We start from the raw sequence: 25,848 nt of genomic DNA, 5'->3' as shown, positions 1-25,848 counted from the left end.
CTTCTCGGAGAAGCGGGGTGTCTGCCTCAGCCGGTGTGGACCCGTGGCCGTCGCGCACGGTCCGGTTCGGCCCCGCGGAGGACCTCTCGGGTGACCGGGGCGACCTCGCCCTGGCCGAAGAGGAAGAAGCGCAGGAAGTTGGCGAAGGGGTTGCCCTCGGTCCACTCGAAGTAGATGTGCGGGGTGCACCTGGTCGTGTCCCGGACGTGCAGGAGCAGGGCGGCCAGGGCGTTCGGTATGGAGGAGGACTCCAGGGTCAGGACGCGGTACCGGCTGTGCAGGACCTCGCCGCGCACCGTCAGGCCGGCCTCGAACTCGGACGGGTCGAGGACCGTGACCTCGACGAAGACGAAGTCCTCACCGGGGATGTCGTTGTCCTGCTGGATCTGCTCGATCTTGTCGCGGTACTCGGCCTTGTCCCGCTGGTCCGGCTCGTTGGCGATGAACCGTATCTTGCGGCTGGCCATGTCGCGGATGAAACGTTCCGCCATGTCGTCGAGCGTCACGCTGGTCACGCGGAGCTCGAAGGCGCGGGCCAGCCGGGACAACAGCGACACCAGGATGATGCCGGCGATGAAGCAGGCGCCGATCTTGACGCCGTCGGGGCGCTCGATGACGTTCATGACGGTCGTGTAGAGGAAGATCGCCGAGATGATCGCGAAGCCGACGGTCCAGTTGCGCTGGCCGGCCTTGCGGGCGGCGATGGTCACGGCGATCGCCGCCGAGCTGATGAGGACCAGCACGCCGGTGGCGTAGGCGCCGCCCTGTGCGTCGACGTCCGCGTCGAAGATCCAGGTGACCAGGAAGGCGATCAGGGTGAAGACGATGACCATGGGGCGCACGGCGCGGGCCCAGTGCGGGGCCATGCCGTAGCGGGGCAGATAGCGGGGCATCAGGTTGAGCAGCCCGGCCATCGCGGAGGCGCCGGCGAACCAGAGGATGGCGATGGTCGAGACGTCGTAGACCGTGCCGAAGGCGTTGCCCAGGTAGTTGTGCGCGAGGTAGGCGAGTGCGCGTCCGTTGGCGTCGCCGCCCGGCTCGAACTCCTTCTCCGGGATCAGCAGGGTGGTGATGAAGCTGGTGGCGATCAGGAAGCCGCTCATGACCAGCGCGGCGGTGGTGAGCAGCTTCTTCGTGTCCCGGATGCGCCCGGTCGGCCGTGCGTCGGTGTCGTCCGGGTCGCCCTGGACGTGCGGCATGACGGCGACGCCGGTCTCGAAGCCGGAGAGGCCGAGGGCGAGCTTGGGGAAGACGAGCAGGGCCACGCCGACCATGGCGAAGATGTTGCCGTGCTCGACGGTCAGGGCGCCGGCCCAGTCGGTGACCACATGGCCCGCCGTGATCACGTGCCACAGACCGACGAACACGACGACGAGGTTCAGGGTGAGGTAGATGCCCACGAGGGCGACCGCGACCCCGATCGCCTCCAGGAAGCCCTTCAGGAACACCGCGCCGAGCAGCGCCACGAGGGCGAGGGTGATCAGCATCTTCTGGTCGTGCAGGGTGCTCGTCAGGTGCGGGTTCTCGATCAGGTGGGTCGAGGCATCCGCCGCGGAGAGGGTGATGGTGATCAGGAAGTCGGTGGCGGCGAAGCCGAGCAGGGTGAGGACGAACAGCTTGCCCTGCCAGAAGGACAGCAGCCGCTCCAGCATCGCGATCGAGCCCTCGCCGCGCGGGCTCTCCTCGGCCACTCGCCGGTACACGGGCAGAGCGCCGGCGAGCGTGACGATCACCAGCACGATGGTCGCTACGGGTGACAGCAGGCCGGCCGCCAGGGCCGCGATGCCTGGCTGGTAGCCGAGGGTGGAGAAGTAGTCGACCCCGGTCAGGCACATGACCCGCCACCAGCGCTGGCCCTTGTGCGCGGGTTCCGGTTCGGCATGGGGTCCCTGGTGGCCGCCGCCCTTTCCCATGTCGGACAGCCCCTCCAGCATCCAGGTCCGCAGACGAGTGGGAGGAGGGTGTTCGGTGGTGGCCATCGAGGATGCTCCTGAGGTGCGGCTCAGCGTGTGGATCCGGCCATCACGCGTACGGCGGGACCAGCGTAAGCAGAGAGTGACACCCGGCCCCGCGGATCAGGACGCCGCGGGCGTCAAGCTTCCGTTAAGACTGACGGAGTGAGCGGCGGGTTTCGATCTTGTCCGGGGGCAGCTGACCTCGTCCTTCGTGCCCCTCGACATGTCTCGCCCCGTTCGTGGAGGCCGGCCGTCCCGCGGTTCCGTAACGTTCGCCAGATCATCCGAAACTTTCGCGATCAAACGCTCAGCTGCTCGCCGGAGGCGGTACCGTGCGCGGTCGCACGTCGGCCCTGGTGCGCGAACGACCGGGCGCCGACGGCCCGGCAGGTTCGCCGACGACCCGTCGCTCGGTGAACCAATGGCTCCCCGGGGCGAGTTGCAGGGAGCTTCCGCCGCGATTCCCCGTGTACAAGGGGTTGCCACCGTTTGGCAGCTGTCTCTAGGGTGCGGCAACGACGAACCTTTCTGGAATATCTCCGAAACTTTCGGTCCAACGGACGGGCGTGGATGCGCCCTCCCGTACCCAAGGAGCGCATGATGGGCGACCCGGCACTGTCCCGCCGCGGCTTCCTGGCGGCCTCCGCCGCGGCCGGTCTGAGCATGACGGCACTGAGCGGCTGCGGCGGCGACTCGGACGGAGGGTCGTCCGGGACGACCACCATCGAGTGGTGGAACATCTCCACCACCCAACCGGCGAAAAGCGTCTGGGCGTCTTTGGCCAAGAAGTTCGAGGCACAGAACCCCAAGGTCAAGATAAAGATCGTCCAGTTGGAGAACGACGCCTACAAGTCGAAGATGACGGCGCTGACCGCTTCCGGGAAGCTGCCCGACGTCTTCCACACCTGGGGCGGCGGCGTCCTGAAGCAGCAGGTCGACGCCGGGCTGGTCGAGGACCTCACCGACAGGACCAAGCCGTGGGCCGACGGTCTGCTGAAGGCCGCGAAGGCGCCGTACCTGCTCGACGACAAGGTGTACGGCATTCCGTTCGACATCGGCATGATCGGCTTCTGGTACAACAAGGCGCTGTTCAAGCAGGCCGGGGTCAGCACACCCCCGACCACCTGGAGCGACTTCCTCGCCGCTGTGGGCAAGCTCAAGGCCAAGGGCATCACCCCCATCGGTCTCGCGGGCAAGGAGAAGTGGCCCGGTATGTACTACTGGGCGTACCTCGCCATGCGCACGGCCGGCGCGGACTCGCTGCAGAAGGCGTACGCCGACAAGGACTTCACCGGAGCCGACTTCGTCGCGGCCGGCGAACACCTCAAGGAACTCGTGAACCTGCAGCCCTTCCAGAAAGGGTTCCTCAACGCCGCCTACAACAGTCCCACCGGCCAGGCCGCGGCCGTCGGCAACGGCAAGGCGGCGATGGAACTCATGGGCCAGTGGGCCCCGTCGGTGCAGGCCGACGCGGGCAAGGGCCTCGGGGGCGACCTCGGCTTCTTCCCCTTCCCCGCCGTGGAGGGCGGCAAGGGCACCATCACCGAGGTTTTCGGCGGTGGTGGCGGGCACGCGCTGCGCAGGGGCGCCCCACAGGCTGCCGTCGACTTCCTGAAGTTCTTCGCATCCGAGGCGACCGACCTGGAACTGGTCAAGAAGACCAACACGCTGCCAGTGATCCCTGGAGCCGAGAGCGCCATCACCGACCCCAACTTCAAGGCCGTACAGGCGCAGTTGAACGGCGCCACCGGATTTCAGCTCTACCTCGACCAGGCGTACGCCCCCGCTGTCGGCCAGGAGGTCAACGACAGCGTGGCCGCGCTCATCGCCGGCTCCAAGTCCCCCGAGCAGGTCACCCAGTCGATCACGCAGGCCACGAAGGAAGAGCAGTAGCCGGCGATGACCTCCACGTTCCTTCCGGACAAGCGGACCGGCCCTGACGTCGATCTCCCGCCTCCGGCCGCGGCCGCGGCCCGGGAGAGAACCCGGCGGCGCGTGCTCCACTGGCTCACCGCGACGGCCTTCCAACTGCCCGCCCTGGTGCTGTTCATCGGGCTCGTGCTGCTGCCGATGCTGTTCGCCCTGTACGCGGCCTTCTTCCGGTGGGGCGGCTTCGGCATGCCCTCCGACTACGTCGGCGTCGACAACTTCGACCGGCTCTTCGACGACCCGGTGTTCCTGGGCGACCTGTGGCGCTGTCTGGTCCTGGTCCTGCTGTCGCTGGCTCTCCAACTGCCGTTCGCGCTCGGCATGGCGGTGTTGTTGAACCAGCGAGTGCGGGGCCGGGCGGTCTACCGGATGCTGTTCTTCGCGCCGTACATCCTGTCGGAGGCCATCACCGGCGTGCTGTTCAGCATGATCTTCGCCCCGGACGACGGTCTCGCCGACCAGGTCCTGGGCAGCGTGGGCCTGGACGGGCTCGGCAGCACCTGGTTCGCCGACCCCTCCACCGTGATGGCGACCCTCTTCCTCGTCATGACCTGGAAGTTCTTCGGCTTCCACATGATGCTCTACCTGGCCGGACTGCAGTCCATCCCGGCCGAGTTGACCGAGGCGGCGCTCATCGACGGCGCGAACGCCTGGCAGCGTTTCCGCAACGTCACCCTGCCGCTGCTCGCACCGACCCTGCGGATCAGCGTGTTCCTGTCCGTCATCGGCTCGATCCAGCTGTTCGACCTGGTGTGGGTGATCACGCAGGGCGGCCCCGACCACCACTCCGAGACCATGGCCGTGACCATGTTCCAGTACGGCTTCAAGCGCTACCAGGTCGGCTACGCCAGCGCGGTCAGCGTGGTCATGTTCGGCATCAGCCTCGTCTTCGCCCTCGCCTACCAGCGGTTCGTGCTCCGCCGCGACCTCGAAGGGGCCACCACGACCATGCGAGGAGGCGGGAAGTGACCCTCACCCAGAAGGCACCGGCACCCGATGCGCCGACGCGGAAGGCGTCCAGCAGGACGTCCCGCGGCAAGACGCTCCCCATCCATGTCGTCCTCGTCACGGTCGGCGCGGTGATGGCCGTACCCCTGCTCTACGCGGTCCTCTCCGGCTTCAAGTCCACCGACCAGCTCTCCCGCAACCCGATCGGGCTGCCCGACCCGTGGGTGACCTCCAACTACACCGGCATCCTCGGCTCGGGCTCGTTCTGGCAGCTGGTCGGCAGCAGCACGGTCATCGCGATCGGGACGACCGTCATCGTCGTCGCGGCCTCCGCGCTCGCCGCCTTCTCCTTCGCCCGGTTCGCCTTCCGGGGCCGGGAGGTGCTGTTCACGCTGTTCACGCTGGGGCTGATGTTCCCCTTCGCGGTGGCTGCCCTGCCGCTGTTCCTGCTGCTGCGGTCGCTGGGCCTGCTGGACAACCCGCTGGGCGTGATCCTTCCGCAGGCCGCGTTCGGACTGCCGATGACGATCATCATCCTGCGCGGGTTCTTCCAGCAGATCCCCGGCGAGCTGGAGGAGGCGGCCACGCTCGACGGATGCGGCCCGTTCGGGTTCTTCTGGCGGGTCCTGCTGCCCATGGCCCGGCCCGCGCTCGGCACCGTCTCCGTCCTCGCCGTGGTCGCCAGCTGGAACAACTTCTTCCTGCCGCTGCTGGTGTTCACCGACTCCACGTGGTGGACCATCCCGATCGGCGTGCAGCAGTTCCAGGGTCAGTACTCCGCGGAGTACGCCAAGGTCTTCGCCTATCTGGTGCTGGCCATGGTCCCCGCCCTCGCCTTCTACTCGGTCGCCGAGCGTCAACTCGTCGGCGGCCTCACCGCGGGCGCCACGAAGGGATGAGCGGCACCCGCGACCGTACGGCTCACCCTCCCCGGCCCCGGACTTCGGCCCGGCCGGGGGCACCCCGTCCGCACGTGAGGAGTCGCACCATGCGCAGTACGACCACTCGCTCCCGCACCCGGCTCAGATTCGCCGGCGCCCTCGCGGCCCTCCTGGTCGCCGCGGGTGTCGCCACCGGCCCGGCGGCCCAGGCCGGCGAACAGCACGGCAGGCAGCACGGCAAGCAGCCGACCCTCGCCGACCTCGCCCAGCGCCACGGCCGCTACTTCGGCAGCGCCACCGACAACCCCGAACTCACCGACGAGCCGTACAAGGCCGTCCTCGGCAGCGAGTTCGACATGATCACACCCGGCAACGGCATGAAGTGGTACGCCACCGAACCCCAGCAGGGGGTCTTCGACTGGTCCAAGGGCGACGAGATCGTGAACCTCGCCCGCGCCAACCACCAGCGGGTGCGCGGCCACACCCTGGTCTGGCACAGCCAGCTGCCCGGCTGGCTCACCGGCCGCACCTGGACGGCGCCCGAGCTGCGGGCCGTACTGAAGAAGCACATCCAGACGGAGGTCCGCCACTACCGGGGCAAGGTCTACGCCTGGGACGTGGTCAACGAGGCCTTCAACGAGGACGGCACGTACCGCGAGACCGTCTTCTACAACACGCTCGGCCCCGGCTACATCGCCGACGCCCTGCGCTGGGCCCACCAGGCCGACCCGAGGGCCAAGCTCTACCTCAACGACTACAACATCGAGGCGATCGGCCCGAAGAGCGACGCCTACTACAAGCTGGCCCAGGACCTCAAGGCCCAGGGCGTCCCGCTGGACGGCATCGGTCTCCAGGCGCACCTGGCCCTCCAGTACGGGTATCCGACCACCCTGGAGGACAACCTCCGCCGCTTCTCACGGCTCCGTCTGGACACCGCGCTCACCGAGGTCGATGTCCGCATGTTCGTGCCCGCGGACGAGGCGAAGCTGGCCACGCAGGCCGAGTGGTACCGGGACCTGACGCAGGCGTGCCTCGCGGTGCGCCGCTGCGTGGGCATCACGCTGTGGGACTACACGGACAAGTACTCCTGGATCCCGGCGTTCTTCGAGGGCCAGGGCGCGGCGCTGCCGTGGGACGAGCAACTGGCGCCGAAGCCGGCGTACTTCGCGATCCGGACGGCGCTGAGGTAGGGCGACCGCCGGCTCAGAACCCGTTCCCGGGCGCTTACGAGGGGGGCGCCCGGGAACGTCATCACTACGCTTCGGCCATCGGCGCCGTGCTGGACCTGACCACCAGCTCGGTGCCGAGCTCGACCCTCGGGGAATCCGGCTGTTCGTCGCGGGTCATCCGTAGCACCGTACGGACCGCCAACTTGCCCATGTCGGCGAGCGGTTGGCGCACGGTGGTCAGCGGCGGAGCCGACCACCGGACTTCCGGAAGATCGTCGAAACCGACCACACTCATGTCCTCCGGTACCCGCAGCCCCCGCCGTCGCAGCGCCTCGATCGCGCCGAGGGCCATCTGGTCGCTGGCCGCGAACACGGCGGTCGGCGGCTCGGGCAGATCCAGCAGGACGTTGCAGCCGGTGAACCCGGACTCCGGGTGGAAGTCGCCGGGGACGACGAGCGAGTCGTCCACCGTGAGGCCCGCGCCCTCCAGCGCGGCACGGTAGCCGTCGAAGCGGGCCCGGGAGCACAGCAGCCGGGGCGGGCCGGCGATCAGAGCGATCCTGCGGTGCCCCAGCGACAACAGGTGCTCGGTGGCCGCCATGCCGCCCGACCAGTTGGCGGCGCCGACGGTCGGCACATCGAGGGCGGGGGAGCCCGCCGGGTCGACGACCACCAGCGGGACGCCGAGGATGCGCAGTTCCGCGTGCAGCACCGGCTCCAGCGCCGAGGTGACCAGGATGACGCCGTCGGAGGCGCGGGCCCGCAGATTGCGCAGCCACTCCCGGGCGTCGCCGGTGCGTCCATGGATCGCGGACACCACGGTGCCGACCCCGGCCGCGTGGGCGACCTCCTCGACGCCCCGGATGATCTCCACCGCCCAGGGGCTGTCGAGGTCGTCGAAGACGAGGTCCAGCAGGGCCGCCCGGGTGCCGGGGGCGGCGGGGCGCCTGCGGTAGCCGTGCTCTCGCAGCAGGTCCTCGACCCGGGCCCGGGTCCGCGGCGAGACGTCGGACCGGCCGTTCACCACGCGCGACACGGTCGGCACCGAGACCCCGGCCTGTCGGGCGATCTCCGTGATCGTGACCTTGCCCCGCGCCTGCGGCGCCGTTCCGGCGTCGGCCTCCCCTGCTGTCACTTCCCACCTCCGTCGACGGTGGCCCCGTCGGCCCTCAGCGCACCGGACGGACCCACGAAACTTCCAGAAGTCTTCCGGAAGGAGGTGGACCGTGGGAAGAGTTCGCCCCGGAACGGGCGTGGACGGCGTCCGCGGGATCGCAGCACGCACGAGAGGCTACGGGGAGTGACCGGCCCCGGACATGGGTCGGGGCCGGCGCAGTCAGGCTGCGAGCCGGCCCCTCACGTACTCCGGGCGGCGCGGTGGACCGCCCGGTCAGGCTCAGGCGACGTTCAGTACCTGGCCGGCCAGTGGACGGTGCGGGGCGATGACCCGGCCGTCCGGCAGGAGCTCACCGGTGTCCTCGAAGAGCAGGACGCCGTTGCACAGCAGACTCCATCCCTGTTCCGGGTGGTGCGCCGCGAGGCGGGCGGATTCCCGGTCGGCGGAGTCGGCTGTCGGGCACGGCGGCTGGTGCTGGCACATTGATGGGATCTTTCGCTCTGTCGTGACGGATGAGATGGACGTCGTGTCAGTCTCGCGGCTTGAAGTGTCGTTCATGGCCGCCCCCCGTTGGATAAGTCGGTCCGAACCCAGTGTTGCCCCACGGGCGTCAATCCGCAGGGATTTAGCGGCACCGCTTCTCACAGGTTGATGACGCATCACTCGCCCGGACGGTTCACTCCAACTGCACTGTCACTTCAGGTGATTCACCGTAGTCGGATGGGACGGGGCCGGACGGGGCCACCCGCCGGCCAGGCTCTTACGAGGCGCAAAGTGCTCGCATGAGCGAAGAGGCTTGTGTGAATCCCCGCACAAGCGTAAGGGCGCCGGAAACGGCCTCGTGCCCCGCCACGCGGAATTCGGGGCGGGGCACAGAGATCGCCGGGGCGCGGAATGTCAGGCCGGAGAGCTGAGCAGAGGCGCGGGAGTCACCCGATGGGTGAGCACCGGGAGCAGGTCGGCCACCCGGTATGGGCGGTGGGCCGCGATGCCGGGCGGGGCGGGAGCCAGCGGGACCAGCAGATCGGTGCCGGCGGGGTGACCGGTCGCGCCGTCGGCGGCGCAGTCGCCGTGCAGCCAGAGCGTCAGCATGTAGAGGCCGGGGATCGACAGCAGGCGCGCCTGGCAGGGCTGCTGGATGGTCTCCGCCTGGCGCAGCGCCTGTTCGGTGGAGGCGATGTACGGGCCCTCGAAGAAGTGGGAGAACGCCCATCCGTCGGGCGTCAGCATGGTCTCGGCCGCCGCGACCGCGCGGTCGCCGCAGCGGATCAGGAAACGCCAGCCGGCCAGCCGGGTGACGGGGACGCCGACCGCGTCGATCCCGTCCAGGACGTGCACGGGCAACGGCAGCTCGGGCGTGGCCGGGCCCTGGGCGTTCAGCAAGGAGGGGGTGTGGGCCTCGCGGACCGCGGTGGGAGAACCGAGGGCGGTGAGGACGGTACGCAGGGCCGGTGCGGGAGCCGGGGGGACATGCAGGGGCATGGTGGGTCGCCTCTCATTCGACAGGCACAGTGGCGCGAGGGCGGGGCGGGGCGTGGCGGACGGCGGTGTCAGCTCGCGAGGCAAGAGAGGCGGGGGTCCTGTCCGGTGAAACCGGGGCTGAGGCCTGCCGTATGTCACCTGACGGCAGTCGAGGGCCGTGGGCGCCAGCCTTCTACCTTGTTCGCGAGTTTATACGACATATGTTCCTACGGTGTTTCATCTAACCGTTTCCCGCGAGTACGGCAAGGTTTCATTCGGTCGGCGATTCGCGGGAAACATCCCGATTCCCGGATGGCCGCACGACGGTGACCTCGGGGAATGCCCGGGCGACGGACGGCTCATTGCCGTCGGCGTTTTTTACGAGTTCCTCAGGGAACTCGAAACCGCACCGTGCACCATGCCCGGCGAATGTGCCACCGGTCACATCCGCAAGAGTAGCGGCTGCCAGGACCGTCCGGGACGTTATCGATCGTCTCGGCGGGGCATCATCCCACCTGACCCGGACATCGGCGGCCGGCTCGTCGGCCCGCCCAATCGAGGAGGACGCTCCGATGGGGGAGAAGGTCGTGGCAGGCCAGTTCGACCTGTCCGATCGCCAGCGCTACCGCGACAAGCTCCGACAGTGCCTGACGGGGCTCGAGCGACTCCTGGCCGAGAAGCGGTTCGATCGGCCCAAGAACCTCATGGGGCTGGAGATCGAATTGAATCTCACCGGTTCGGACGGCATGCCGAAAATGCTGAACGCGCAGGTGCTTGAACGCATCGCAAGTCGAGATTTCCAAACAGAACTCGCCATGTTCAACCTGGAAGTCAACATTGCCCCACACCGTTTGGGTGGGCGGGTATTCGACCGGCTCGCCGAGGAACTCCGCACCTCTCTGGCATATGCCGACCGAAAAGCGGGCGAGCTCGACGCGGGAATCGTGATGATCGGCATTCTGCCGACTCTGGACCGGGACGACCTGGTCTCCTCCAACCTCTCCGACGTCGACCGCTACGCCCTGCTCAACGACCAGATCGTGGCCGCCCGCGGTGAGGACTTCACCCTCGACATCGACGGTGTGGAGCGTCTGACCTGCACCTCCAAGTCCATCGCGCCCGAAGCCGCCTGCACCTCCGTGCAGCTTCACCTGCAGGTCACCCCGGACCGTTTCGCCGATGTGTGGAACGCCGCCCAGGCCGTCGCCGCCGCGCAGATCGCCGTGGGCGCCAACTCGCCCTTCCTGTTCGGCCGCGAACTGTGGCGCGAGTCCCGCCCGCCGCTGTTCCAGCAGTCCACCGACACCCGGCCGCCCGAACTCCAGGCCCAGGGCGTACGCCCCCGCACCTGGTTCGGTGAGCGCTGGATCTCCTCCGCCCACGACCTCTTCGAGGAGAACCTGCGCTACTACCCGGCCCTGCTGCCGATCTGCGACGAGGAGGACCCGCTCGCCGTCCTGGACGCGGGAGGTGTCCCGAAACTCGCCGAACTCGTCCTGCACAACGGCACCGTCTACCGCTGGAACCGCCCGGTCTACGGCATCGCCGACGGGGTCCCGCACCTGCGCGTCGAGAACCGCGTGCTGCCCGCCGGCCCCTCCATCACCGACGTCATCGCCAACGCGGCCTTCTACTACGGCGTGGTCCGCGCCCTCGCCGAGGAGTCCCGGCCGGTGTGGACCAGGCTGCCGTTCGAGGCCGCCGCCGCCAACTTCGACGCCGCCTGTCGGCACGGCATCGACGCCCGCTTCACCTGGCCCCGACGCGGTCGCTACAGCGGTACGGCCGAGATCGACGCGGTGAGCCTCGTACGCGACGAACTGCTGCCGCTCGCCGAGGCCGGGCTGGAGGCGTGGGGAGTCGAACCCGCCGACCGCGACCTGTATCTCGGGGTGATCGAGGAGCGGTGCCGGCGTCGGGTCAACGGTGCGTCCTGGCAGTCCGCGACGTTCCACCGGGCCCTGGAGGGCGGGCTGTCGAGGGAGGCCGCGCTGGCCGCGACGACCCGTCGGTACCGTGAGCTGATGCATGAAGGCGAGCCGGTGCACACCTGGCCGGTGGGCCTGCCGGAACCGGCGCCGCTGGGCTGAGGACGAGACGCCGGGCCGAGGGACTTCAGCCCTGACATCTCGGCCCGGGGACCGGCCGACGGCGCCCACGGGTGTGAGTCCGGCGTTCCTCCCCCGTCCGTCCGCTTCTCGCCCGCCTCCAGCGAGCCCCGTGACCTTGCACGCCTCCGGCTGCCTCCCCGGCGGCGCGTGGCCGGGGGGTGCTGCCGCCCGCCCCATACTGATCGGGCAAGCTGTGACGTCCCACGATGGTGGCGCCTCTCCCTGTCGCCTTGCTGAAGGACGTGCCCGACTGAGTAACGTGCCGGGATCCGGCCGTACGGCAGGCAGGAAGGCGAGCCCTGGCCGAGCGGCGGTGGGGATGCGGCGGGATGACTCAACTGGAGGCAGGCGTGCAGTCGGAGGCGGGCCCGGTGGCCGATTCCTTTCCCCCGGAGCGGCTCTCGCGACGGATCTTCCGCGATGAGACCCTGCTCGTTCTGGGACTCTCGCTCGGTGCGAGTGGCGTGTCCGCCCTGATCAGCTTTGTCGGATCGGTCACCAAACCGGGGGGTCTGAAGGATCAGGCGGCCACCCTCAACGCCTCGGCCGCGCCGGGCCGCCCCTGGCTCGATCTCGCCTGGCAGTTGTTCGGGATCACCTCGGCGCTGATTCCCGTGGCGCTGGTCGCGCACCTCCTGCTGCGTGAGGGGCACAGCCTCAGAACGCTCGGCTTCGACCGCACGCGGCCCTGGCCGGACCTGGGCCGGGGCGCCGCGGTCGCGGCGGTGATCGGCGGCAGTGGTATCGCGTTCTACCTGGCCGCACGCGGTCTCGGCTTCAACCTCACGGTGGTGCCGGAGGCGCTTCCCGACGTGTGGTGGAAGTACCCGGTGCTGATCCTTTCGGCGTTGCAGAACGCGATCCTCGAAGAGGTCATCGTCGTCGGCTATCTCCTGCGGCGCCTGGGCCAGCTGGGCTGGACGCCGGGCACGGCCCTGGTGGCCAGTTCCGTGCTCCGCGGCTCCTACCACCTCTACCAGGGCATCGGCGGCTTCATCGGCAACATGGTGATGGGCGTGGTGTTCGTCTACCTGTACCGCCGCTGGGGCCGGGTGGGTCCCCTGGTGGTGGCGCACTCCCTGCTCGACATCGGCGCGTTCGTCGGCTACGCCCTGCTGGCCGGGAAGGTGGGCTGGCTGCCGACGGGGTGAGGCGCTCAGGCGAGCAGGTCCCCCTCGATGACGGTGACCGCGGGGCCGCTCAGCAAGGTGCGGTCACCGCGCAGTTCGGTGCGGACGCGGCCGGAGCGGGGCGAGGCCTGCAGGCCGGTGAGTTCAGCGCGGCCGAGGCGCTGGGACCAGTACGGGGCGAGGGCGGTGTGCGCGCTTCCGGTGACCGGGTCCTCGTCGATGCCGACGTTCGGGAAGAAGCAGCGGGAGACGAAGTCGTAGCCCCGAGTGGGGTCTTCGGCACCCGCGGTGGCGATGACGCCGCGCGCGGAGAAGGCGCCCAGTGACCTGATGTCCGGCGTCAGGGCACGGACCGTCTCCTCATCGGCGACCTCGACCAGCAGGTCGCCGATGTCCGGGCCGGTGTCGAAGACGGCGAGCGGCTCGGCGCCCAAGGCCTCGGCCACTCGGTCCGGGATCTCTACGGGAGTGAGCGACGCGGTCGGGAAGTCCAGGGTGATCGAGCCGTCCTCGCGGGGCGTGGCGATCAGGACGCCGCTGCGGGTGGCGAACCGTACCGGGCCCTGGTGGGCGCCGGTGGTGTGCAGGACGTGAGCCGTGGCGAGCGTGGCATGGCCGCACATGTTGACCTCGGTGGCCGGGGTGAACCAGCGCAGCGCCCAGTCGGCCCGACCGCCCTCGGGCAGCCGGTGGGCGAACGCGGTCTCGGCGTGATTGACCTCCAGGGCCACCTGCTGGAGCCGTTCGTCGTCCGGGAACGCGTCGAGGAGCATGACTCCGGCCGGGTTGCCGGTGAAGGGGCGGTCGGTGAAGGTGTCGACGATTCGGATGCGCATCCCTCGACGCTAGAGGTGCGGCGAGGCCCCGGCACAAGGCCAATTCCCGGACGGTGGCCCGATTTCCACGGCCGGCCTCCGCCTGTCCCGTCGCACGCCGGCTGCCCTGTACTGGTCTGGCCTTCAAGCTCTGGCGCTGGCAGTTGTGTCAGCAGGCCGCGCTGTGCCGACTCCGCCGAGCCCGCTAACGCGGCTGCGCGTTCCGCTGCTGGTCGCCCGCCTGCTCCAAGGCGGACTCGTAGGCGTGCAGGGCGGTGATGACTGTGGCGCGTTCCGCGGGGTCGAGACCGCGCATGACGCATTCCCAGGCAGAGGCGCTGCCAGAAAGCCATTCGCCGATCGGTGCGGCGTACGCGGGGGCGATGGCGATGATGCGGCGCCGACGGTCGGCGGGATCGGCAGTGCGCTGCAGCGGTAGTAGGGGTGGAACGGGCTCCACCGTGTCTCCGGGTCGGCGGTCCTGGGTTCGCTGAGGCAGAAGCCCGAACGACTCGGTTCGTTGAGACGGGCGCCCGAATGACTCGGTTGAGTGAGGCCGGTCAGGTCCTCGCCGCCGAGGGGGTTGTCATCGAAACGCTTCCGATATATCGTTGAGGCATCGCGACAGATCAACGATGGAATGGAGTGATTGCGATGCGTACCCACGGATTCGAGCACGGATTCGAGCGTGGACATGGACGTCGACAGGGTGGTCCGGGCCGTCGTGGCCGGGACGGCTTCGACGGGCGGCGGGCCGCTTTCGGGCCCTTCGGGCCGGGTGGACCCGGCGGCCCCGGCTTCGGTGGACCCGGCTTCGGGCCGGGACCCTGGGGGCCGAGGGGGCGGGGAGGGCCACGAGGGAGGGCCCGGCGCGGTGATGTGCGCGCGTCGATCCTCGCCCTGCTGAAGGACCGGCCGATGCACGGTTACGAGATGATCCAGGAGATCGCCGAGCGCAGCGGCGGGGCGTGGAAGCCCAGTCCGGGCTCGGTGTATCCCACCCTCCAGCTGCTGGAGGACGAGGGGCTGATCGTCAGCGAGTCGGAGGGCGGCAAGAAGCTGTTCGCCCTCACCGACGCCGGTCGCACCGCGGCCGACGAGGGACCCGACGCGCCCTGGGAGGAAGCCTCCCGCGGCGTCGACTGGGAAGCACTCGGTGAGATCCGCCAGGCCGGTTTCGGCCTGATGGAGGCCTTCGGACAGGTCTGGAAGACGGGCAGCAAGGAGCAGCGCGAGAAGGCGCTCGCCGTCATCAACGAGTCCCGCAAGAAGCTGTACCTGATCCTCGCCGACGAGGACTGACCGTCGTACGGCGGAGCGGGGCGCCCCGTGGAGAAATTCCGCGGGGCGCCTTCGTGTCCCCGGCAGGCGCCGCCGTCAGGTCACCAGGCCTGCCAGTTTGCGCAGTGACTCGTTCAGGGCGGCCGTGGCCGAGTCCTTCAGCTTGCCCGCCATCAGGGAGACCGCGGCACCGGTGAACTCGCCGTCGATGCGTACGGTCGTGGCGTCGCCCTCGGGCGTCAGGGTGTAGCGGTTGGCGACGGTCACCGCCATCGGGCCCTTGCCGCGGACGGCGAACAGCCGAGCCGGCTCCAGCTCCTCGATGGTCCACTCGATCTCGGCCGGGAACCCCATGAGCTTCATGTTCTCCTGAAAGGTCCCGCCCACGGCGAAGGTCTCCGGGCCGCCCTTGGGGAAGCTGGTGTGGGTCGCGTTCCACTCGCCGTACGCGGACCAGTCGGTCAGCCGGGCCCAGACCTTCTCCGCGGGTGCCTCGATACGTGCCTCCGCGCTGACTTCGGCCATGCGACCACCTCTTCGTGTCGGGCTACGGTGTCGCGGAACGTAGCCGCGGGGCCCGCAATATTCAATACTGATGAACCGTCAGGAAATTGCGCGGCGGGTCGGGTCGGCGTTCGGGGTGCGATGCAAGGCGGCGCGCGCAGTAGGGGAAGAACGGCGCGATCTCATCCGTGAGGAGGAGATGCCGGCGTGCCGGGTCCCCTTCCCGTGGGACGTGAAGATGCTTCCTTTCGCGGATGCCCCGAAGGGGAGGGGCTGATGGGATGGCGGATGTGCAACCCCGTATCCCCGGGCAGTCGGCCCACGAGCCCGACGGTCGGCCCCGGGTCCCTCCGGACGACGATGTCAGGCTCAGTGCCGAGCTGGCAGCGGTGGTCTCCGGTGCTCGCCGCAGGGCGGTCAGGGACGGGGACCGGCAGATCGACACCGCCCATCTGCTGCACTCGCTCCTGGAGTCGGACCCCGAGGTGCGGTCCGTCTTCGACGGTGAACCACGCCTCGCCCGTCTGATGGGCTACCTCGTACAGCGCAGCATCGGCTACGGGCTGCGCTGGCAGGGCAGCGTCGAGGACTCCGGTGCCGTACCCGCGGTGACCGGCGTGGAGGGCTACTCGCCGCTGGCAGGCGGAGCGATGGAGGACGCCTGCGCGCGGGCCGGCCGCCGCGGCGGCCCCGTCCTCGGTATCGACCTGCTCGCCGCGATCCTCGTCGACCCCGAGGCGCGGGCCGTCGAGGTACTGGACCGCGCCGGGATCGACGCCAACCTGGTGTTCGTCCGGGCCGACAGTCACTTCCGGCCGGCCGTCTGAACGGATCGCTCGCGCGACCAGGGGGACCGTGGCAGGTGTCGTTCCAGTCGGTGAGACAGGTGTGAATGCGGGTGACGCTCATGTCATCGGCTGCCATCATGTGCCGGTGCATACGTCTGGGAGCAGTCAGGGCCACCGGGGCAGGGGCGTCGGTCTCGGTCTCGCGGTGGCGTCCGCGGTCGCCTTCGGCGGGTCCGGCGTCGCGGCCAAACCGTTGATCGAGGCGGGACTCGACCCGCTCGACGTGGTGTGGCTGCGAGTGGCGGGCGCCGCCCTGCTGATGCTGCCGGTCGCCGTCCGCCACCGCGCGCTGCCGCGTAGCCGTCCCGCCCTGCTCGCCGGGTTCGGTCTGCTCGCCGTGGCCGGTGTCCAGGCCTGCTACTTCGCCGCGCTGTCCCGGATCCCCGTCGGGGTCGCGCTGCTCGTCGAGTACCTCGCGCCGGCGCTCGTGCTCGGCTGGGTGCGGTTCGTGCAGCGGCGGCCGGTGACGCGGGCCGCCGCGCTCGGGGTGGTCCTCGCGGTCGGCGGGCTCGCCTGTGTCGTCGAGGTCTGGTCCGGCCTGAGCTTCGATGTTCTCGGCCTGCTGCTCGCACTCGGGGCCGCGTGCTGCCAGGTCGGCTACTTCGTGCTGTCCGACCAGGGCAGTGATTCCGACGGCCGGGCACCCGACCCGCTGGGGGTCGTCGCGTACGGCCTCCTGGTCGGCACCGCCGTGCTGACCGTCGTCGCGCGCCCTTGGGGCATGGACTGGTCCGTCCTCGGGCGCACCACGGACATGGACGGCACTCCGGTCGCGGCCGGTGTACTACTGGGCTGGATCGTGCTCGTCGCCACCGTCCTCGCGTACGTCACCGGCGTGCTGGCGGTGCGGCGGCTCTCCCCGCAGGTCGCCGTCGTCGTGGCCTGCCTCGAAGCGGTCGTCGCGACCGTGTTCGCCTGGATCCTGCTCGGCGAGCACCTCTCGGCGCCGCAGATCGTCGGTGGTGTGGTCGTGCTGGTCGGCGCGTTCATCGCGCAGTCGTCCGCACCCGTCGAGAACTCCGCCGAACCGGTGGCCGGCGGTGGCGGCGAAAAGGAATTGCCGGCCACCAGGACAGCTGCCTAGGCTGCCGATCATGCATTCCCGCGCACTCGTTCTGCCGCCGCCCGCCGCCTGAGGCGGGCCTCCGAAACGCACGCCCGGCGTACTGCCGGGCGTCACGGTGCTGCCCGCGGACGAGGTCCGTGGACCCCGCCGAGAGAGCGGGCGTCCTTCCCGAACTTGTGCGCACGGGCCACCGCGCTCGGGCGCGTCTGCGGAGAGAACGCGTGTCGAATGCCGTTGTCGGCCTGCCCGTCGGGCGAGGCCTTTCCTATCTGATCGTCGCCGGTGTCGCCTGGGGCACCGCGGGAGCGGCCGGCTCCCTGGCCTACCGGGCCAGTGACATCGGTCCGCTCGCCCTGTCCTTCTGGCGCTGCGCGGCCGGGCTCGTCCTGCTGGCGGTCGCCCGTCTGCTGCGTCCGCGTGCCCGGACCGACGTGGCCGAACCGCTGGGACGCAGGGCGCTCCGGGCCGGTGTCACGGGTGTCGGGCTTGCCGTGTTCCAGACGGCCTACTTCGCGGCCGTCGCCGCCACCGGACTCGCCGTGGCCACCGTCGTCTCCCTCGGCGCGGGGCCTGTCCTCATCGCACTGGGCGCCCGCCTGACTCTGGGGGAGCGGCTCGGACGGGGCGGGATCATCGCCGTCGCCGGGGCGCTCGCCGGCCTCGGAGTGCTCACCCTCGGCGCCGGTGGTGCGACCGTACGGCCGTCCGGGGTCCTGCTGGGGCTGCTGTCGGCTGCCGGGTACTGCCTGACGACCCTGCTCACCCGCCGATGGGGTCGCGACGGGCGGGTGGACGCCGCCGGTACGTCCGTGGCGGCGTTCGCCGTCACCAGCCTGTGCCTGCTGCCGTTCGCCCTGGCCGAGGGCATGGTGCCGCACACCGCCGACCTCGGTCGGCTGCTGTGGCTGCTGGCGTACCTCGCGGCCGTTCCCACGGCCCTCGCCTACGCCCTCTACTTCGCTGCCGCCGCCGTTGTCCGGCCCGCCACCGTGTCCGTGATCATGCTGCTGGAACCGGTGAGCGCGGCGGTGCTGGCCGTGGCCCTGCTGGGGGAGCGGCTCACCCTCGGGACCCTCGTCGGCACCCTGTTGATGCTCGCCTCGGTCGCGGGGCTCGCGGTGGCGGAGACGCGGGGGACGGTGGATACGCGAGGGACGGTGGAGACGCGGGGCGCGGCGGATGAGGAGGCCGCGCGCGTCTGACGGCAAGAGGTGCTTCCCGCATGCGCACGCCAGGCATCCGGGTCACTCGGGCCTGGTCCGCGGCCTCGCCCGGGTGAGTGCCGCGCCCGCCAGCACGATCGCCGCGCCGACCGGCGTCGACCAGTTCAGCGACTCGCCGAGGATCGCGACACCGGCGGCCGTGGCGATGACCGGGATGAAGTACGTGACCATCTGCGCGGTCGTCGGGCCGACCTCGGCGACCAGGCCGTACTGGACGAGCATGGCGAGTCCCGTGCCGAGGGCGCCCAACGCGGCCGTCGCCAGCAGGGGGACGACCGGGAAGCGGCTCGGTGCGCTGGTGAACAGGGGGGTGACGACCGCCAGTTGCAGCGTGGCGAGCAGCAACTGGGCGCCGGTCAGCGACAGGTTCGAGTGGCTGGAGCCGGCCAGGGTGCGACGGACGTAGATCCAGCCGATCGGGTAGCTGAGGGAGGCCGCCAGGGCCATCGCCGTGCCCGCGGCGTCCAGGCCGTGGAAGCCCTGCCAGGCGCCGAGCACGGTCAGGACGCCCAGGAACCCGAGGCCGAGACCCGCCACCCGGGTCCTGGTCGGCCGGTCCTCGGAGAGGGCGACCAGGGAGAGCGCCATGCCCCACAGCGGTGAGGTGGCGTTGCAGATGCCCGCGAGGGTGGACGGGATCGTCAGCTCCGCGTAGGCGAACAGGGAGAACGGCAGCGCGTTGAGGAGGAAGGCGGCGACTGTCAGATGCATCCACGTGCGTGCGCCCCGTGGAAGCCGCTGCCGCCTGACCGCCATCGCCGCGGCGAGCACCGCCGTGCCGAACACCAGACGGCCGAGCGTGACCTGGAAGGGGGCGTAGCCCTCCGTGCCGACCTTGATGAGCAGGAAACTGAAACCCCAGATCAGCGAGAGGGCGCCGAAGCGCAGCCGCCAGTCCAGGGCGGGGCGGGGGCGGGAGACGGCCGGGGCGGGCGTCGAAGTGGGGGTGACGGTGGTCATGGCTGCAACGATGGCGTGCGTGATCTCGTAGCACAAGCAAGATATTCAGCGAGGTACCTCGTAGTATTGCTTACATGTTGAACCTGGAGCGCCTGCGCACCCTCGACGCCCTCGCCCGGCACGGCTCGGTCAGCGGGGCGGCCGAGGGCCTGCACATCACGACCTCCGCCGTCTCGCAGCAGATGTCCAAGCTGGAGCGCGAGATCGGCCAGCAGCTGCTGGCCAAGAACGGCCGGGGGGTGCGGCTCACGGACGCCGGCCGGCTGCTCGCCGAGCACGCGGCGCGCATCCTGTCGCAGGTCGAACTCGCCCAGTCCGATCTGGAGGCCCAGCGCGGACAGGTCGTCGGTGAGCTGCGGATGGTGGCGTTCCCCACCGCACTGCGGGGGCTGTTCCCCGAGGCGCTCGCCGCGCTGCGCACCGACCATCCGGCGCTGCGAGTGCGATCGCGGGAACTGGAACCGGAGGCGGGGGTGAACGCAGTGCTCCGCGGCGACGCCGACCTGGCGGTCGTCCTGGACTGGTACAACAAACCGCTGCCCATGCCCCAGGGACTCGCCAAGGCGTCGATCCTCGACGATCCCGTGGAGATCGCCGTGGCCGAGGGGCACCCGCTCGCCGACCGGGACGAGATCGACCTGGAGGACTTCGCGGAGGACGAGTGGGTCGCCTGGCCCGAGGGCGAGTTCTGTCACGAGTGGCTGCTCTACACGCTGCGCGCCAAGGGCATCGAGCCCCTGATCGCCCACAGCGCCGAGGAGCACCACACCCAACTCGCCCTGGTCGCCGCCGGGCTGGGCGTCTGCGTGGCGCCCCGCCTCGGCCGCGACCCGATGCCGGAGGGGGTGCGGGTGGTGCGGCTGCGGCATCGCGTCCATCGGTACATCTACGCGGTGTGGCGCGCGGACGCCGACCGCCGCCCGTCCATCCGGGCGGGGGTCGAGGCGCTGCGGACGGCGGCTTCGACCATCGACTGAGGAACCCCGCCGAACGGGGGGCGCCTCGCCGAACGGGCCGAAGGAGACGCCCAGCCGACCGGTCCGAAGGGGACGCGCCCTGCCGGCCTACGCCGGGCCCCGCAGGACTACGCCGGGCCCAGCTTCCGGAAATCCCAGGAGACGATCTTCTCCGGCGTCAGCCGCACCCATGCGTGCCGGCCGTCGTGCGGCATCTCCTCCAGGCGGAAGTTCTTACGGGCGAACAAGGTCTCCGGGAGGTCGAGCTCCGCGCACAACTCCCCGATGCGCGGTGCCTCGCCGACGAAGTCCACCGCCCCGGACAGCTCCACGCCGCGCAGCTCGTCATACTCCTCACCCGTGTCGACCACTATCGCGACCCGCGGATCGCGCCGCAGATCGGTCCACCGCTTGCTGCGCACCACCGAGTAGAGCCACATCGAGGTGCCGTCCCAGGCGAACCAGAGCGTGCTCACGTGCGGGGCGCCGTCCACGGACACGGTGGCCACCCGGCAGGTGCGCTGACTGGTCAGGAACTCGTCCAGCTCCCCCGGCGTCATCATGATCTTCCGGCCCCTGCGCTGAGTGACGGTCATCTCGGCCCCCTCTTTCTCCCACGTCGTGTCAGAGGAGATCCTCTGACATCACGTCAGAAAAGGATGGGTCGTCTTCCGTCCCCGCGCAATGGTGGCTAGTCTCGCCCGCCCGCACCGTCGGCCACCAGGGGGAGCCGTGCCGTCGTACGACCAGCTCAGCGAACTCCTCGATCCCGCGACCACGGTCCTGCTCACCGTCGAGTGCCAGCAGGGCGTCGTCGGACCCGACAGTGCCCTGCCGGAACTCGCCGAGGAGGCACGCTCCTCGGGCGCCCTCGCCAACGTCGCCCTGCTGGTCGCCGCCGCGCACGAGAGCGGCGTCCAGGTGATCCACGCGATCGCCGAACGCCGCCCGGACGGCCGGGGCGCGAGCCGCAACGCCCGCCTCTTCCGCGCCGCCGAACGACTGCCCGTCCAGCAGTTGTCGGGCACCCCGGCGGTCCGGGTGGCGGCCCCGATCGAGGTCACCGAGCAGGACCTCCTCGTACGACGGCTGCACGGGCTGTCACCGATCCAGGGCACCGACGCCGACGCGCTGCTGCGCAACCTGGGCTGCCGGACGCTGGTCGTGACCGGCGTGTCGGCCAACGTGGCCATACCCAACACCGTCTTCGACGCCGTCAATCGCGGCTACACCGCCGTCGTGCCGACGGACGGCATCGCCGGGGTGCCCTCCGACTACACCCCGGCGATGATCCGCCACACCCTCGCGTTGGTCGCCACGCTCACCAGTACGGACGAGGTGCTGTCCTGCTGGAGACGCCGCCCCCGGATCAGGCCAGCTTGATCGAGTCCCCGTCCACGCTGATCTGCTTGGCGGCCAGCGGCTCGGTCGCGGGGCCCTTCTTCACGCTGCCGTCGGTGACGGAGAACTGGCTGCCGTGGCAGGCACAGGACAGCACGTCGCCCTTGAGATCCGTCATCGGGCAGTCGCGGTGGGTGCAGATGGTCGAGAACGCCTTGTAGTCGCCCGCCTTGGGCTGCGAGACGACCACCTTCTCGTCGCTGAAGACCTTGCCGCCGCCCTCCGGTATGTCGGAGGTCTTCGCGAGCGCGGCACCGCCCGCTGCTCCGGAACCGGCGGCGGTGCCTCCGTTGTCGGCGGGGGCGCTCTGCTCGGTGGACGAGCCGGACGCGTCGTCGTCCGACCCGCAGGCGGTCAGCGCGACGGCGAGCCCCGCCGCGCCCAGACTCGCCACGACGGTACGGCGGCTGGGGGCCGGGACGGGGGTGTGCGATTCGCTGGCCATGCTGACGATCCCTTCAACGAATACTCGTGAACTGCCCACAGGTACGGGCCCGGACCGCCGGTTGTTCAGTCACACCCCGGCAACCTGCGGCGATGCTCAAGGGAGCCACCGCGCACGGGCGGGAAGCCGAGTCCGCCGACGAAGCGCGCCGCACACGCCCCGCGTCCGAGTTCTTTGGGCCGCACTCTCACAACTCGCGGTCGCGCGGGATGGTGGACGGGGACATTCGGTGGGTACTAGGTGCATACCGGGATATATGCACCATGCATCCTCGAAGCAGGAGGAGATCATGACCGACCAGACTCATAGAGCTATGGAGTCACACCCGGACATTCTGGAGATGCGGGAGCGCCACGCCCGGGCCGAGCGAGCGGTGACGACCCAGCAGGGACAGGCCGTCGAGGCGCTGGCCCTGATCACCGGGGTGTACCTGTCCGCATCCCCCTGGATCGCCGGCTTCAACGGCTTCAGCACCCTGGCCGTGAACAACCTGATCACCGGCATCGCGTACGCGCTGCTCCTGGGCGGCTTCGGACTGGCCTACGAGCGCACTCATGCCCGCGCGTGGGCCGCCGCGATGATCGGCGTCTGGACCATCATCTCGCCATGGGTGGTGGCCGGGAACGTGGACACCACACGCACCATGGTCAACAACATCATTGTCGGAGCCGTCGCCCTGCTGCTCGCACTCGTGACCAGCGCGACGGCGGGCGCCACAGACAGGGGTGAACGTGGCCGCTCGACCCGGATGGCTCGCTGACCGGGTGCTCGCAGCGAAGACATCGCGACGCTCGGAGCGAAGAAGGAGTCGACAAGGACGGCGACCGTGGATCACGCGGTCGCCGTCCTCCCGTGTAATCGGGTACCCGGCGGTCACGTGTGGGAGAGGGCGAAGGAAACGAGGAAGCCGCTCACGGTGATCAGTCCGATGGCGAGGTGGGCGTCCTCGAACGCCTCGGGGATCATCGTGTCGGCGATCATGGCGAGGATCGCCCCGGCCGCCACCGCGGTCACCGCGGCGATCACGGAGGGGGAGAAGGAACCGACCACCGTGTAACCGAGGACGGCCGACACCGTGCTCGCGGCGGCGATCGCCGCCCAGACGCCGAACACGTACCCCTTGGCGCGGCCGGCCTTCTTCATCCCCGCCGAACTGGACAGCCCCTCGGGAACGTTGCTGATGAACACCGCGGCCACCGTCACCAGGCTGACCGCGCCGCCGTCGAGAAGGCTGACGCCGATGACCGCGGACTCCGGCACCCCGTCGAGCAGCGCGCCCAGCGCGAGCGCCGCCCCGGACCCGCCCTGCTCGGCCTCCGAGGGCTGTGCCTCGGCATCCCGGTGACCGGAGCGCTTGCGGTGGCGCGCGCCCCGGCGGGCCAGCCACACGTTGCCCGCCGTGTAGGCCGAGGCACCGATGAGGGTGCCGACTACGGCGGGAGCGAGCCCGGCCTCCTCGTACGCCTCGCCGACCAGTTCGAAGGACACCGCCGACAACAGCACGCCGGCGCCGAAGGCCATCACCGTCGCGATCACCTTCTGCGGCACCCGCAGCCCGTACCCCAACGCGGCACCGAGCAGAAGCGCCGAACCCGCCACCAATCCCCACAGTCCAGCCTGTACGACCTCAGCCATGCCGACCCGTCTACCCACTGCGGATGTGGATCAACGGACGACCGGCAACCGGCGACTCGGTGCAGGGGTGTCGCGTCACGGTGCCCCTCCTCGGTCGGCTGTCACGCTCGGTTACTATGCTCACTTCATGCCGGAGGCTGGGAGCGCCTGGGAAAATGCTGACTGAAGTCACCGCCACCCGCTACATCACCCCGCTGCGTGAGGGCGGCTCGCTGCCGGGGCTCGTCGAGGCCGACGACCACGGGACCTACGTCATGAAGTTCACCGGCGCCGGGCAGGGCCGCAAGACGCTGGTCGCCGAGGTGGTGTGCGGCGAACTCGCCCGACGCCTCGGCTTCCGGGTGCCCCGGCTGGTGACGGTCGACCTCGACCCGGACCTCGGCCTCGGTGAACCCGACCCGGAGGTGCAGGGTCTGCTCAAGTCCAGCGGCGGCACCAACCTCGGCATGGACTTCCTCTCCGGCGCCCTCGGCTACGACCCCCTCGCCTTCACGGTGAGCCCCGAGGAGGCCGGGCGGATCGTGTGGTTCGACGCCCTGGTGAACAACGTCGACCGCTCCTGGCGCAACCCCAACCTGCTGCGGTGGCAGGGCGAGGTGTGGCTCATCGACCACGGCGCGACCATGATCTGGCACCACAACTGGCCCGGCGCCGAAGCCTCCGCGGCCCGTCCGTACGACGCCACGGACCACGTGCTGAGCTCCTTCTCGCCGGATGTCGCCGGGGCCGCCGCCGCGCTGGCGCCGCTGGTCACCGAGGAACTCCTCGCCGAGGTCACCGCTCAGATCCCGGACGTGTGGCTCACGGACGAGCCCGGTTTCGCCACGCCGGACGACCTCCGGCGGGCCTACGCGCGCCCCCTTCTCGCGCGGGCCGCCGCCGTCCACGAGCGCGTCGAGGTCACCGGAGGATCCAAGTGAACGAACGCCACATCATCAAGGGGGGACGCCGCGGCGACCGCGAGGTCTTCGAGTACGCGTTGCTGCGGATCGTGCCCCGCGTCGAGCGCGGGGAGTGCGTCAACGCCGGGGTGCTCGTGTACTGCCGGGCCAAGGCGTACGTCGGCGTGCGCACCCACCTCGACGAGGCGAGGGTGCTGGCGCTCGACCCGGACGTGGACGTGCCCGGCGTCCGGGCCGCACTGCGCGCCGTCGAGGGGATCTGCGCGGGCGGGCAGGCCGCGGGGCAGGCCGCGTCCGACGACGCCGGCCGCCGCTTCCGCTGGCTGATCGCTCCCCGGTCGACGATCGTCCAGCCCGGTCCGGTGCACACCGGCCTGACCGTCGACCCGGCCGCGGAGGCCGACCGACTCCTCGGCCTGCTGGTGCGGTGACAAGCCCGCGACACCCCCCTCGGCCCGTGACACAGCCCTCAGCCCCGGCGCCGCCTCACCACGATGCCGGCCGCGAGGACCCCGCCGGCCACGAAGGCCAGCCCGATCCCGGTGTCCCAGCCGCTCGGCCCGGAACCGGAGCCACCTCCCAGGCCGCCGCGCACGCCACCCGTCGGGGTGACGGCCGTCGGGGTCGCGGAACCGCGCGGGCGGCTGGTCGAGGAGATGACGGGCGCGCCGCGGCGGGGCAGCGCCTCGCAGGCGATGCCGTCGTCGTCCTCGTCCAGCCGGTTCGGGTCACTGGGGTCCGTGTTGAGGACTGCCTGGGCTTCCTCCTGGAAGGTGAAGTCGGGGCAGTCCAGATCCTGGGCGTGAGCGGTGTCGGCCGACGGCACGATCGCGGCGAGCGCGATCAGCGTGCCTATGGCACCGGTACGACGACGCATGGAGCGCCTCCTTTCCGGCCACGAGTGGCCCGCGGCTTCGACGCTATGGGCCACCTGGCGCACCGGCGTGCGGTGCGGGCCCGAACGGGTGCTTCCGGGGGCGTCGGTGCGGGACGATGGGGGGCGCGCGGGGCCCGTCGAGGGGCTGGCCACGCGGGTGATGGATCACACGTGACCGAACTGCCGTTGACACCGCGTGCCAGGGCTTCTAGCGTCACGTCTGCTGAAGGTACT

At 70.3% G+C, this 25,848-nt stretch carries 26 protein-coding genes; 15 read left to right on the top strand and 11 right to left on the bottom strand.

All coding sequences use genetic code 11. The features are described 5' to 3' along the window. Positions 1-26 precede the first annotated feature (26 nt). Positions 27-1,979: an amino acid transporter gene (locus tag ACFYRY_RS34620; RefSeq protein ID WP_389154815.1), complete on the bottom strand. Its 1,953-nt coding sequence runs from the start codon at positions 1,977-1,979 to the stop codon at positions 27-29. Positions 1,980-2,555: 576 nt separating this feature from the next. Here ACFYRY_RS34620 and ACFYRY_RS34615 point away from each other — a divergent pair. The 4 genes from ACFYRY_RS34615 to ACFYRY_RS34600 all read left to right on the top strand — a co-directional run bounded on the left by ACFYRY_RS34615 (position 2,556) and on the right by ACFYRY_RS34600 (position 6,903). Then, positions 2,556-3,848, top strand: coding sequence for an extracellular solute-binding protein (locus tag ACFYRY_RS34615; protein WP_389154909.1), 1,293 nt, complete (start codon positions 2,556-2,558; stop codon positions 3,846-3,848). 6 nt (positions 3,849-3,854) lie between these two features. After that, complete coding sequence (locus ACFYRY_RS34610) at positions 3,855-4,853, top strand: carbohydrate ABC transporter permease (protein WP_389154812.1); 999 nt, start codon at positions 3,855-3,857, stop codon at positions 4,851-4,853. Positions 4,854-4,966: 113 nt separating this feature from the next. Continuing rightward, entirely contained in the window at positions 4,967-5,731 is a 765-nt protein-coding gene (locus ACFYRY_RS34605; protein WP_389154907.1) for a carbohydrate ABC transporter permease, read from the top strand. A gap of 89 nt (positions 5,732-5,820) precedes the next feature. Beyond that, positions 5,821-6,903: an endo-1,4-beta-xylanase gene (locus ACFYRY_RS34600; protein ID WP_389154810.1), complete on the top strand. Its 1,083-nt coding sequence runs from the start codon at positions 5,821-5,823 to the stop codon at positions 6,901-6,903. Between the two features lie 64 nt (positions 6,904-6,967). Here the strand turns inward: ACFYRY_RS34600 and ACFYRY_RS34595 are convergent, their stop codons facing one another. From ACFYRY_RS34595 to ACFYRY_RS34585, 3 genes are all read right to left on the bottom strand, one after another. Then, positions 6,968-8,017, bottom strand: a complete 1,050-nt coding sequence (locus tag ACFYRY_RS34595; RefSeq protein ID WP_389154807.1) for a LacI family DNA-binding transcriptional regulator — start codon at positions 8,015-8,017, stop codon at positions 6,968-6,970. Between the two features lie 261 nt (positions 8,018-8,278). After that, positions 8,279-8,482: a DUF5999 family protein gene (locus tag ACFYRY_RS34590; RefSeq protein ID WP_356774883.1), complete on the bottom strand. Its 204-nt coding sequence runs from the start codon at positions 8,480-8,482 to the stop codon at positions 8,279-8,281. Between the two features lie 414 nt (positions 8,483-8,896). Next, the gene (locus ACFYRY_RS34585; RefSeq protein WP_389154804.1) at positions 8,897-9,481 is read right to left on the bottom strand and encodes a hypothetical protein; all 585 of its coding nucleotides are present in this window, start codon (positions 9,479-9,481) and stop codon (positions 8,897-8,899) included. A gap of 551 nt (positions 9,482-10,032) precedes the next feature. Between ACFYRY_RS34585 and ACFYRY_RS34580 the strand changes: the two genes are divergently transcribed. Beyond that, positions 10,033-11,550 (top strand): glutamate-cysteine ligase family protein, encoded by a 1,518-nt coding sequence (locus ACFYRY_RS34580; protein ID WP_389154802.1) that lies wholly within the window; start codon positions 10,033-10,035, stop codon positions 11,548-11,550. A 371-nt stretch (positions 11,551-11,921) separates the two neighbouring features. Beyond that, a complete protein-coding gene (locus tag ACFYRY_RS34575; protein WP_389154904.1) occupies positions 11,922-12,722 on the top strand; it encodes a CPBP family intramembrane glutamic endopeptidase in 801 nt (266 codons plus the stop codon). 5 nt (positions 12,723-12,727) lie between these two features. Here the strand turns inward: ACFYRY_RS34575 and ACFYRY_RS34570 are convergent, their stop codons facing one another. Further along, positions 12,728-13,537, bottom strand: coding sequence for a PhzF family phenazine biosynthesis protein (locus tag ACFYRY_RS34570; RefSeq protein WP_389154799.1), 810 nt, complete (start codon positions 13,535-13,537; stop codon positions 12,728-12,730). 633 nt (positions 13,538-14,170) lie between these two features. Between ACFYRY_RS34570 and ACFYRY_RS34565 the strand changes: the two genes are divergently transcribed. Beyond that, positions 14,171-14,818 (top strand): PadR family transcriptional regulator, encoded by a 648-nt coding sequence (locus ACFYRY_RS34565; RefSeq protein WP_389154796.1) that lies wholly within the window; start codon positions 14,171-14,173, stop codon positions 14,816-14,818. 75 nt (positions 14,819-14,893) lie between these two features. On the opposite strand, the gene ACFYRY_RS34560 is transcribed toward ACFYRY_RS34565, so the two are convergent. Beyond that, entirely contained in the window at positions 14,894-15,322 is a 429-nt protein-coding gene (locus ACFYRY_RS34560) for an SRPBCC family protein (RefSeq protein ID WP_389154793.1), read from the bottom strand. A gap of 269 nt (positions 15,323-15,591) precedes the next feature. Here ACFYRY_RS34560 and ACFYRY_RS34555 point away from each other — a divergent pair, with 269 nt between their 5' ends. The 3 genes from ACFYRY_RS34555 to ACFYRY_RS34545 all read left to right on the top strand — a co-directional run bounded on the left by ACFYRY_RS34555 (position 15,592) and on the right by ACFYRY_RS34545 (position 18,417). Then, entirely contained in the window at positions 15,592-16,128 is a 537-nt protein-coding gene (locus tag ACFYRY_RS34555) for a Clp protease N-terminal domain-containing protein (protein ID WP_389154901.1), read from the top strand. A gap of 100 nt (positions 16,129-16,228) precedes the next feature. Next, positions 16,229-17,233 (top strand): DMT family transporter, encoded by a 1,005-nt coding sequence (locus ACFYRY_RS34550; protein WP_389154790.1) that lies wholly within the window; start codon positions 16,229-16,231, stop codon positions 17,231-17,233. Positions 17,234-17,436: 203 nt separating this feature from the next. Beyond that, the gene (locus tag ACFYRY_RS34545; protein WP_389154788.1) at positions 17,437-18,417 is read left to right on the top strand and encodes a DMT family transporter; all 981 of its coding nucleotides are present in this window, start codon (positions 17,437-17,439) and stop codon (positions 18,415-18,417) included. Between the two features lie 42 nt (positions 18,418-18,459). Here the strand turns inward: ACFYRY_RS34545 and ACFYRY_RS34540 are convergent, their stop codons facing one another. Beyond that, entirely contained in the window at positions 18,460-19,398 is a 939-nt protein-coding gene (locus tag ACFYRY_RS34540) for a DMT family transporter (protein ID WP_389154785.1), read from the bottom strand. A 74-nt stretch (positions 19,399-19,472) separates the two neighbouring features. On the opposite strand from ACFYRY_RS34540, the gene ACFYRY_RS34535 reads away from it, so the two are divergent. Then, entirely contained in the window at positions 19,473-20,375 is a 903-nt protein-coding gene (locus ACFYRY_RS34535) for a LysR family transcriptional regulator (protein WP_389154782.1), read from the top strand. A 107-nt stretch (positions 20,376-20,482) separates the two neighbouring features. Here ACFYRY_RS34535 and ACFYRY_RS34530 read toward each other — a convergent pair whose 3' ends face one another. Further along, on the bottom strand, positions 20,483-20,950 hold the full coding sequence (locus tag ACFYRY_RS34530; RefSeq protein ID WP_389154780.1) for a pyridoxamine 5'-phosphate oxidase family protein: 468 nt from the start codon (positions 20,948-20,950) through the stop codon (positions 20,483-20,485). Between the two features lie 136 nt (positions 20,951-21,086). Here ACFYRY_RS34530 and ACFYRY_RS34525 point away from each other — a divergent pair, with 136 nt between their 5' ends. Further along, positions 21,087-21,737: an isochorismatase family protein gene (locus ACFYRY_RS34525; protein WP_389154777.1), complete on the top strand. Its 651-nt coding sequence runs from the start codon at positions 21,087-21,089 to the stop codon at positions 21,735-21,737. Here ACFYRY_RS34525 and ACFYRY_RS34520 read toward each other — a convergent pair. Continuing rightward, complete coding sequence (locus ACFYRY_RS34520; RefSeq protein WP_389154774.1) at positions 21,724-22,200, bottom strand: Rieske 2Fe-2S domain-containing protein; 477 nt, start codon at positions 22,198-22,200, stop codon at positions 21,724-21,726. The two genes, ACFYRY_RS34525 and ACFYRY_RS34520, sit on opposite strands and share 14 nt — an antisense overlap. Positions 22,201-22,489: 289 nt before the next feature. On the opposite strand from ACFYRY_RS34520, the gene ACFYRY_RS34515 reads away from it, so the two are divergent. Continuing rightward, the gene (locus ACFYRY_RS34515; RefSeq protein WP_389154771.1) at positions 22,490-22,960 is read left to right on the top strand and encodes an SPW repeat protein; all 471 of its coding nucleotides are present in this window, start codon (positions 22,490-22,492) and stop codon (positions 22,958-22,960) included. Between the two features lie 113 nt (positions 22,961-23,073). Here ACFYRY_RS34515 and ACFYRY_RS34510 read toward each other — a convergent pair whose 3' ends face one another. After that, positions 23,074-23,835 carry a ZIP family metal transporter gene (locus ACFYRY_RS34510; RefSeq protein WP_389154769.1) on the bottom strand — a complete coding sequence of 254 codons (762 nt, stop codon included), beginning with the start codon at positions 23,833-23,835 and terminating at the stop codon, positions 23,074-23,076. 155 nt (positions 23,836-23,990) lie between these two features. Here ACFYRY_RS34510 and ACFYRY_RS34505 point away from each other — a divergent pair, with 155 nt between their 5' ends. Then, positions 23,991-24,755: a HipA family kinase gene (locus ACFYRY_RS34505; protein WP_389154766.1), complete on the top strand. Its 765-nt coding sequence runs from the start codon at positions 23,991-23,993 to the stop codon at positions 24,753-24,755. Further along, the gene (locus tag ACFYRY_RS34500) at positions 24,752-25,168 is read left to right on the top strand and encodes a DUF3037 domain-containing protein (RefSeq protein WP_389154763.1); all 417 of its coding nucleotides are present in this window, start codon (positions 24,752-24,754) and stop codon (positions 25,166-25,168) included. The genes ACFYRY_RS34505 and ACFYRY_RS34500 overlap by 4 nt, the downstream gene beginning before the upstream one ends. Before the next feature lie 38 nt (positions 25,169-25,206). Here ACFYRY_RS34500 and ACFYRY_RS34495 read toward each other — a convergent pair whose 3' ends face one another. Beyond that, positions 25,207-25,614: an excalibur calcium-binding protein gene (locus tag ACFYRY_RS34495; protein ID WP_389154760.1), complete on the bottom strand. Its 408-nt coding sequence runs from the start codon at positions 25,612-25,614 to the stop codon at positions 25,207-25,209. Between the last annotated feature and the right edge of the window lie 234 nt (positions 25,615-25,848).

Source organism: Streptomyces sp. NPDC005263 (assembly GCF_042872365.1).
In the GTDB taxonomy this organism is placed as follows: Bacteria; Actinomycetota; Actinomycetes; order Streptomycetales; family Streptomycetaceae; genus Streptomyces.
This window is presented reverse-complemented; position numbering and strand designations above follow the sequence as displayed.

What these genes read in the sequence shown, in the direction of transcription:
- ACFYRY_RS34620 (WP_389154815.1), bottom strand. Translation starts at nt 1,979, where the DNA reads ATGGCCACCACCGAACACCCTCCTCCCACTCGTCTGCGGACCTGGATG.
- ACFYRY_RS34615 (WP_389154909.1), top strand. Translation starts at nt 2,556, where the DNA reads ATGGGCGACCCGGCACTGTCCCGCCGCGGCTTCCTGGCGGCCTCCGCC.
- ACFYRY_RS34610 (WP_389154812.1), top strand. Translation starts at nt 3,855, where the DNA reads ATGACCTCCACGTTCCTTCCGGACAAGCGGACCGGCCCTGACGTCGAT.
- ACFYRY_RS34605 (WP_389154907.1), top strand. Translation starts at nt 4,967, where the DNA reads ATGGCCGTACCCCTGCTCTACGCGGTCCTCTCCGGCTTCAAGTCCACC.
- ACFYRY_RS34600 (WP_389154810.1), top strand. Translation starts at nt 5,821, where the DNA reads ATGCGCAGTACGACCACTCGCTCCCGCACCCGGCTCAGATTCGCCGGC.
- ACFYRY_RS34590 (WP_356774883.1), bottom strand. Translation starts at nt 8,482, where the DNA reads ATGTGCCAGCACCAGCCGCCGTGCCCGACAGCCGACTCCGCCGACCGG.
- ACFYRY_RS34585 (WP_389154804.1), bottom strand. Translation starts at nt 9,481, where the DNA reads ATGCCCCTGCATGTCCCCCCGGCTCCCGCACCGGCCCTGCGTACCGTC.
- ACFYRY_RS34580 (WP_389154802.1), top strand. Translation starts at nt 10,033, where the DNA reads ATGGGGGAGAAGGTCGTGGCAGGCCAGTTCGACCTGTCCGATCGCCAG.
- ACFYRY_RS34570 (WP_389154799.1), bottom strand. Translation starts at nt 13,537, where the DNA reads ATGCGCATCCGAATCGTCGACACCTTCACCGACCGCCCCTTCACCGGC.
- ACFYRY_RS34565 (WP_389154796.1), top strand. Translation starts at nt 14,171, where the DNA reads ATGCGTACCCACGGATTCGAGCACGGATTCGAGCGTGGACATGGACGT.
- ACFYRY_RS34560 (WP_389154793.1), bottom strand. Translation starts at nt 15,322, where the DNA reads ATGGCCGAAGTCAGCGCGGAGGCACGTATCGAGGCACCCGCGGAGAAG.
- ACFYRY_RS34540 (WP_389154785.1), bottom strand. Translation starts at nt 19,398, where the DNA reads ATGACCACCGTCACCCCCACTTCGACGCCCGCCCCGGCCGTCTCCCGC.
- ACFYRY_RS34535 (WP_389154782.1), top strand. Translation starts at nt 19,473, where the DNA reads ATGTTGAACCTGGAGCGCCTGCGCACCCTCGACGCCCTCGCCCGGCAC.
- ACFYRY_RS34530 (WP_389154780.1), bottom strand. Translation starts at nt 20,950, where the DNA reads ATGACCGTCACTCAGCGCAGGGGCCGGAAGATCATGATGACGCCGGGG.
- ACFYRY_RS34520 (WP_389154774.1), bottom strand. Translation starts at nt 22,200, where the DNA reads ATGGCCAGCGAATCGCACACCCCCGTCCCGGCCCCCAGCCGCCGTACC.
- ACFYRY_RS34515 (WP_389154771.1), top strand. Translation starts at nt 22,490, where the DNA reads ATGACCGACCAGACTCATAGAGCTATGGAGTCACACCCGGACATTCTG.
- ACFYRY_RS34510 (WP_389154769.1), bottom strand. Translation starts at nt 23,835, where the DNA reads ATGGCTGAGGTCGTACAGGCTGGACTGTGGGGATTGGTGGCGGGTTCG.
- ACFYRY_RS34505 (WP_389154766.1), top strand. Translation starts at nt 23,991, where the DNA reads ATGCTGACTGAAGTCACCGCCACCCGCTACATCACCCCGCTGCGTGAG.
- ACFYRY_RS34495 (WP_389154760.1), bottom strand. Translation starts at nt 25,614, where the DNA reads ATGCGTCGTCGTACCGGTGCCATAGGCACGCTGATCGCGCTCGCCGCG.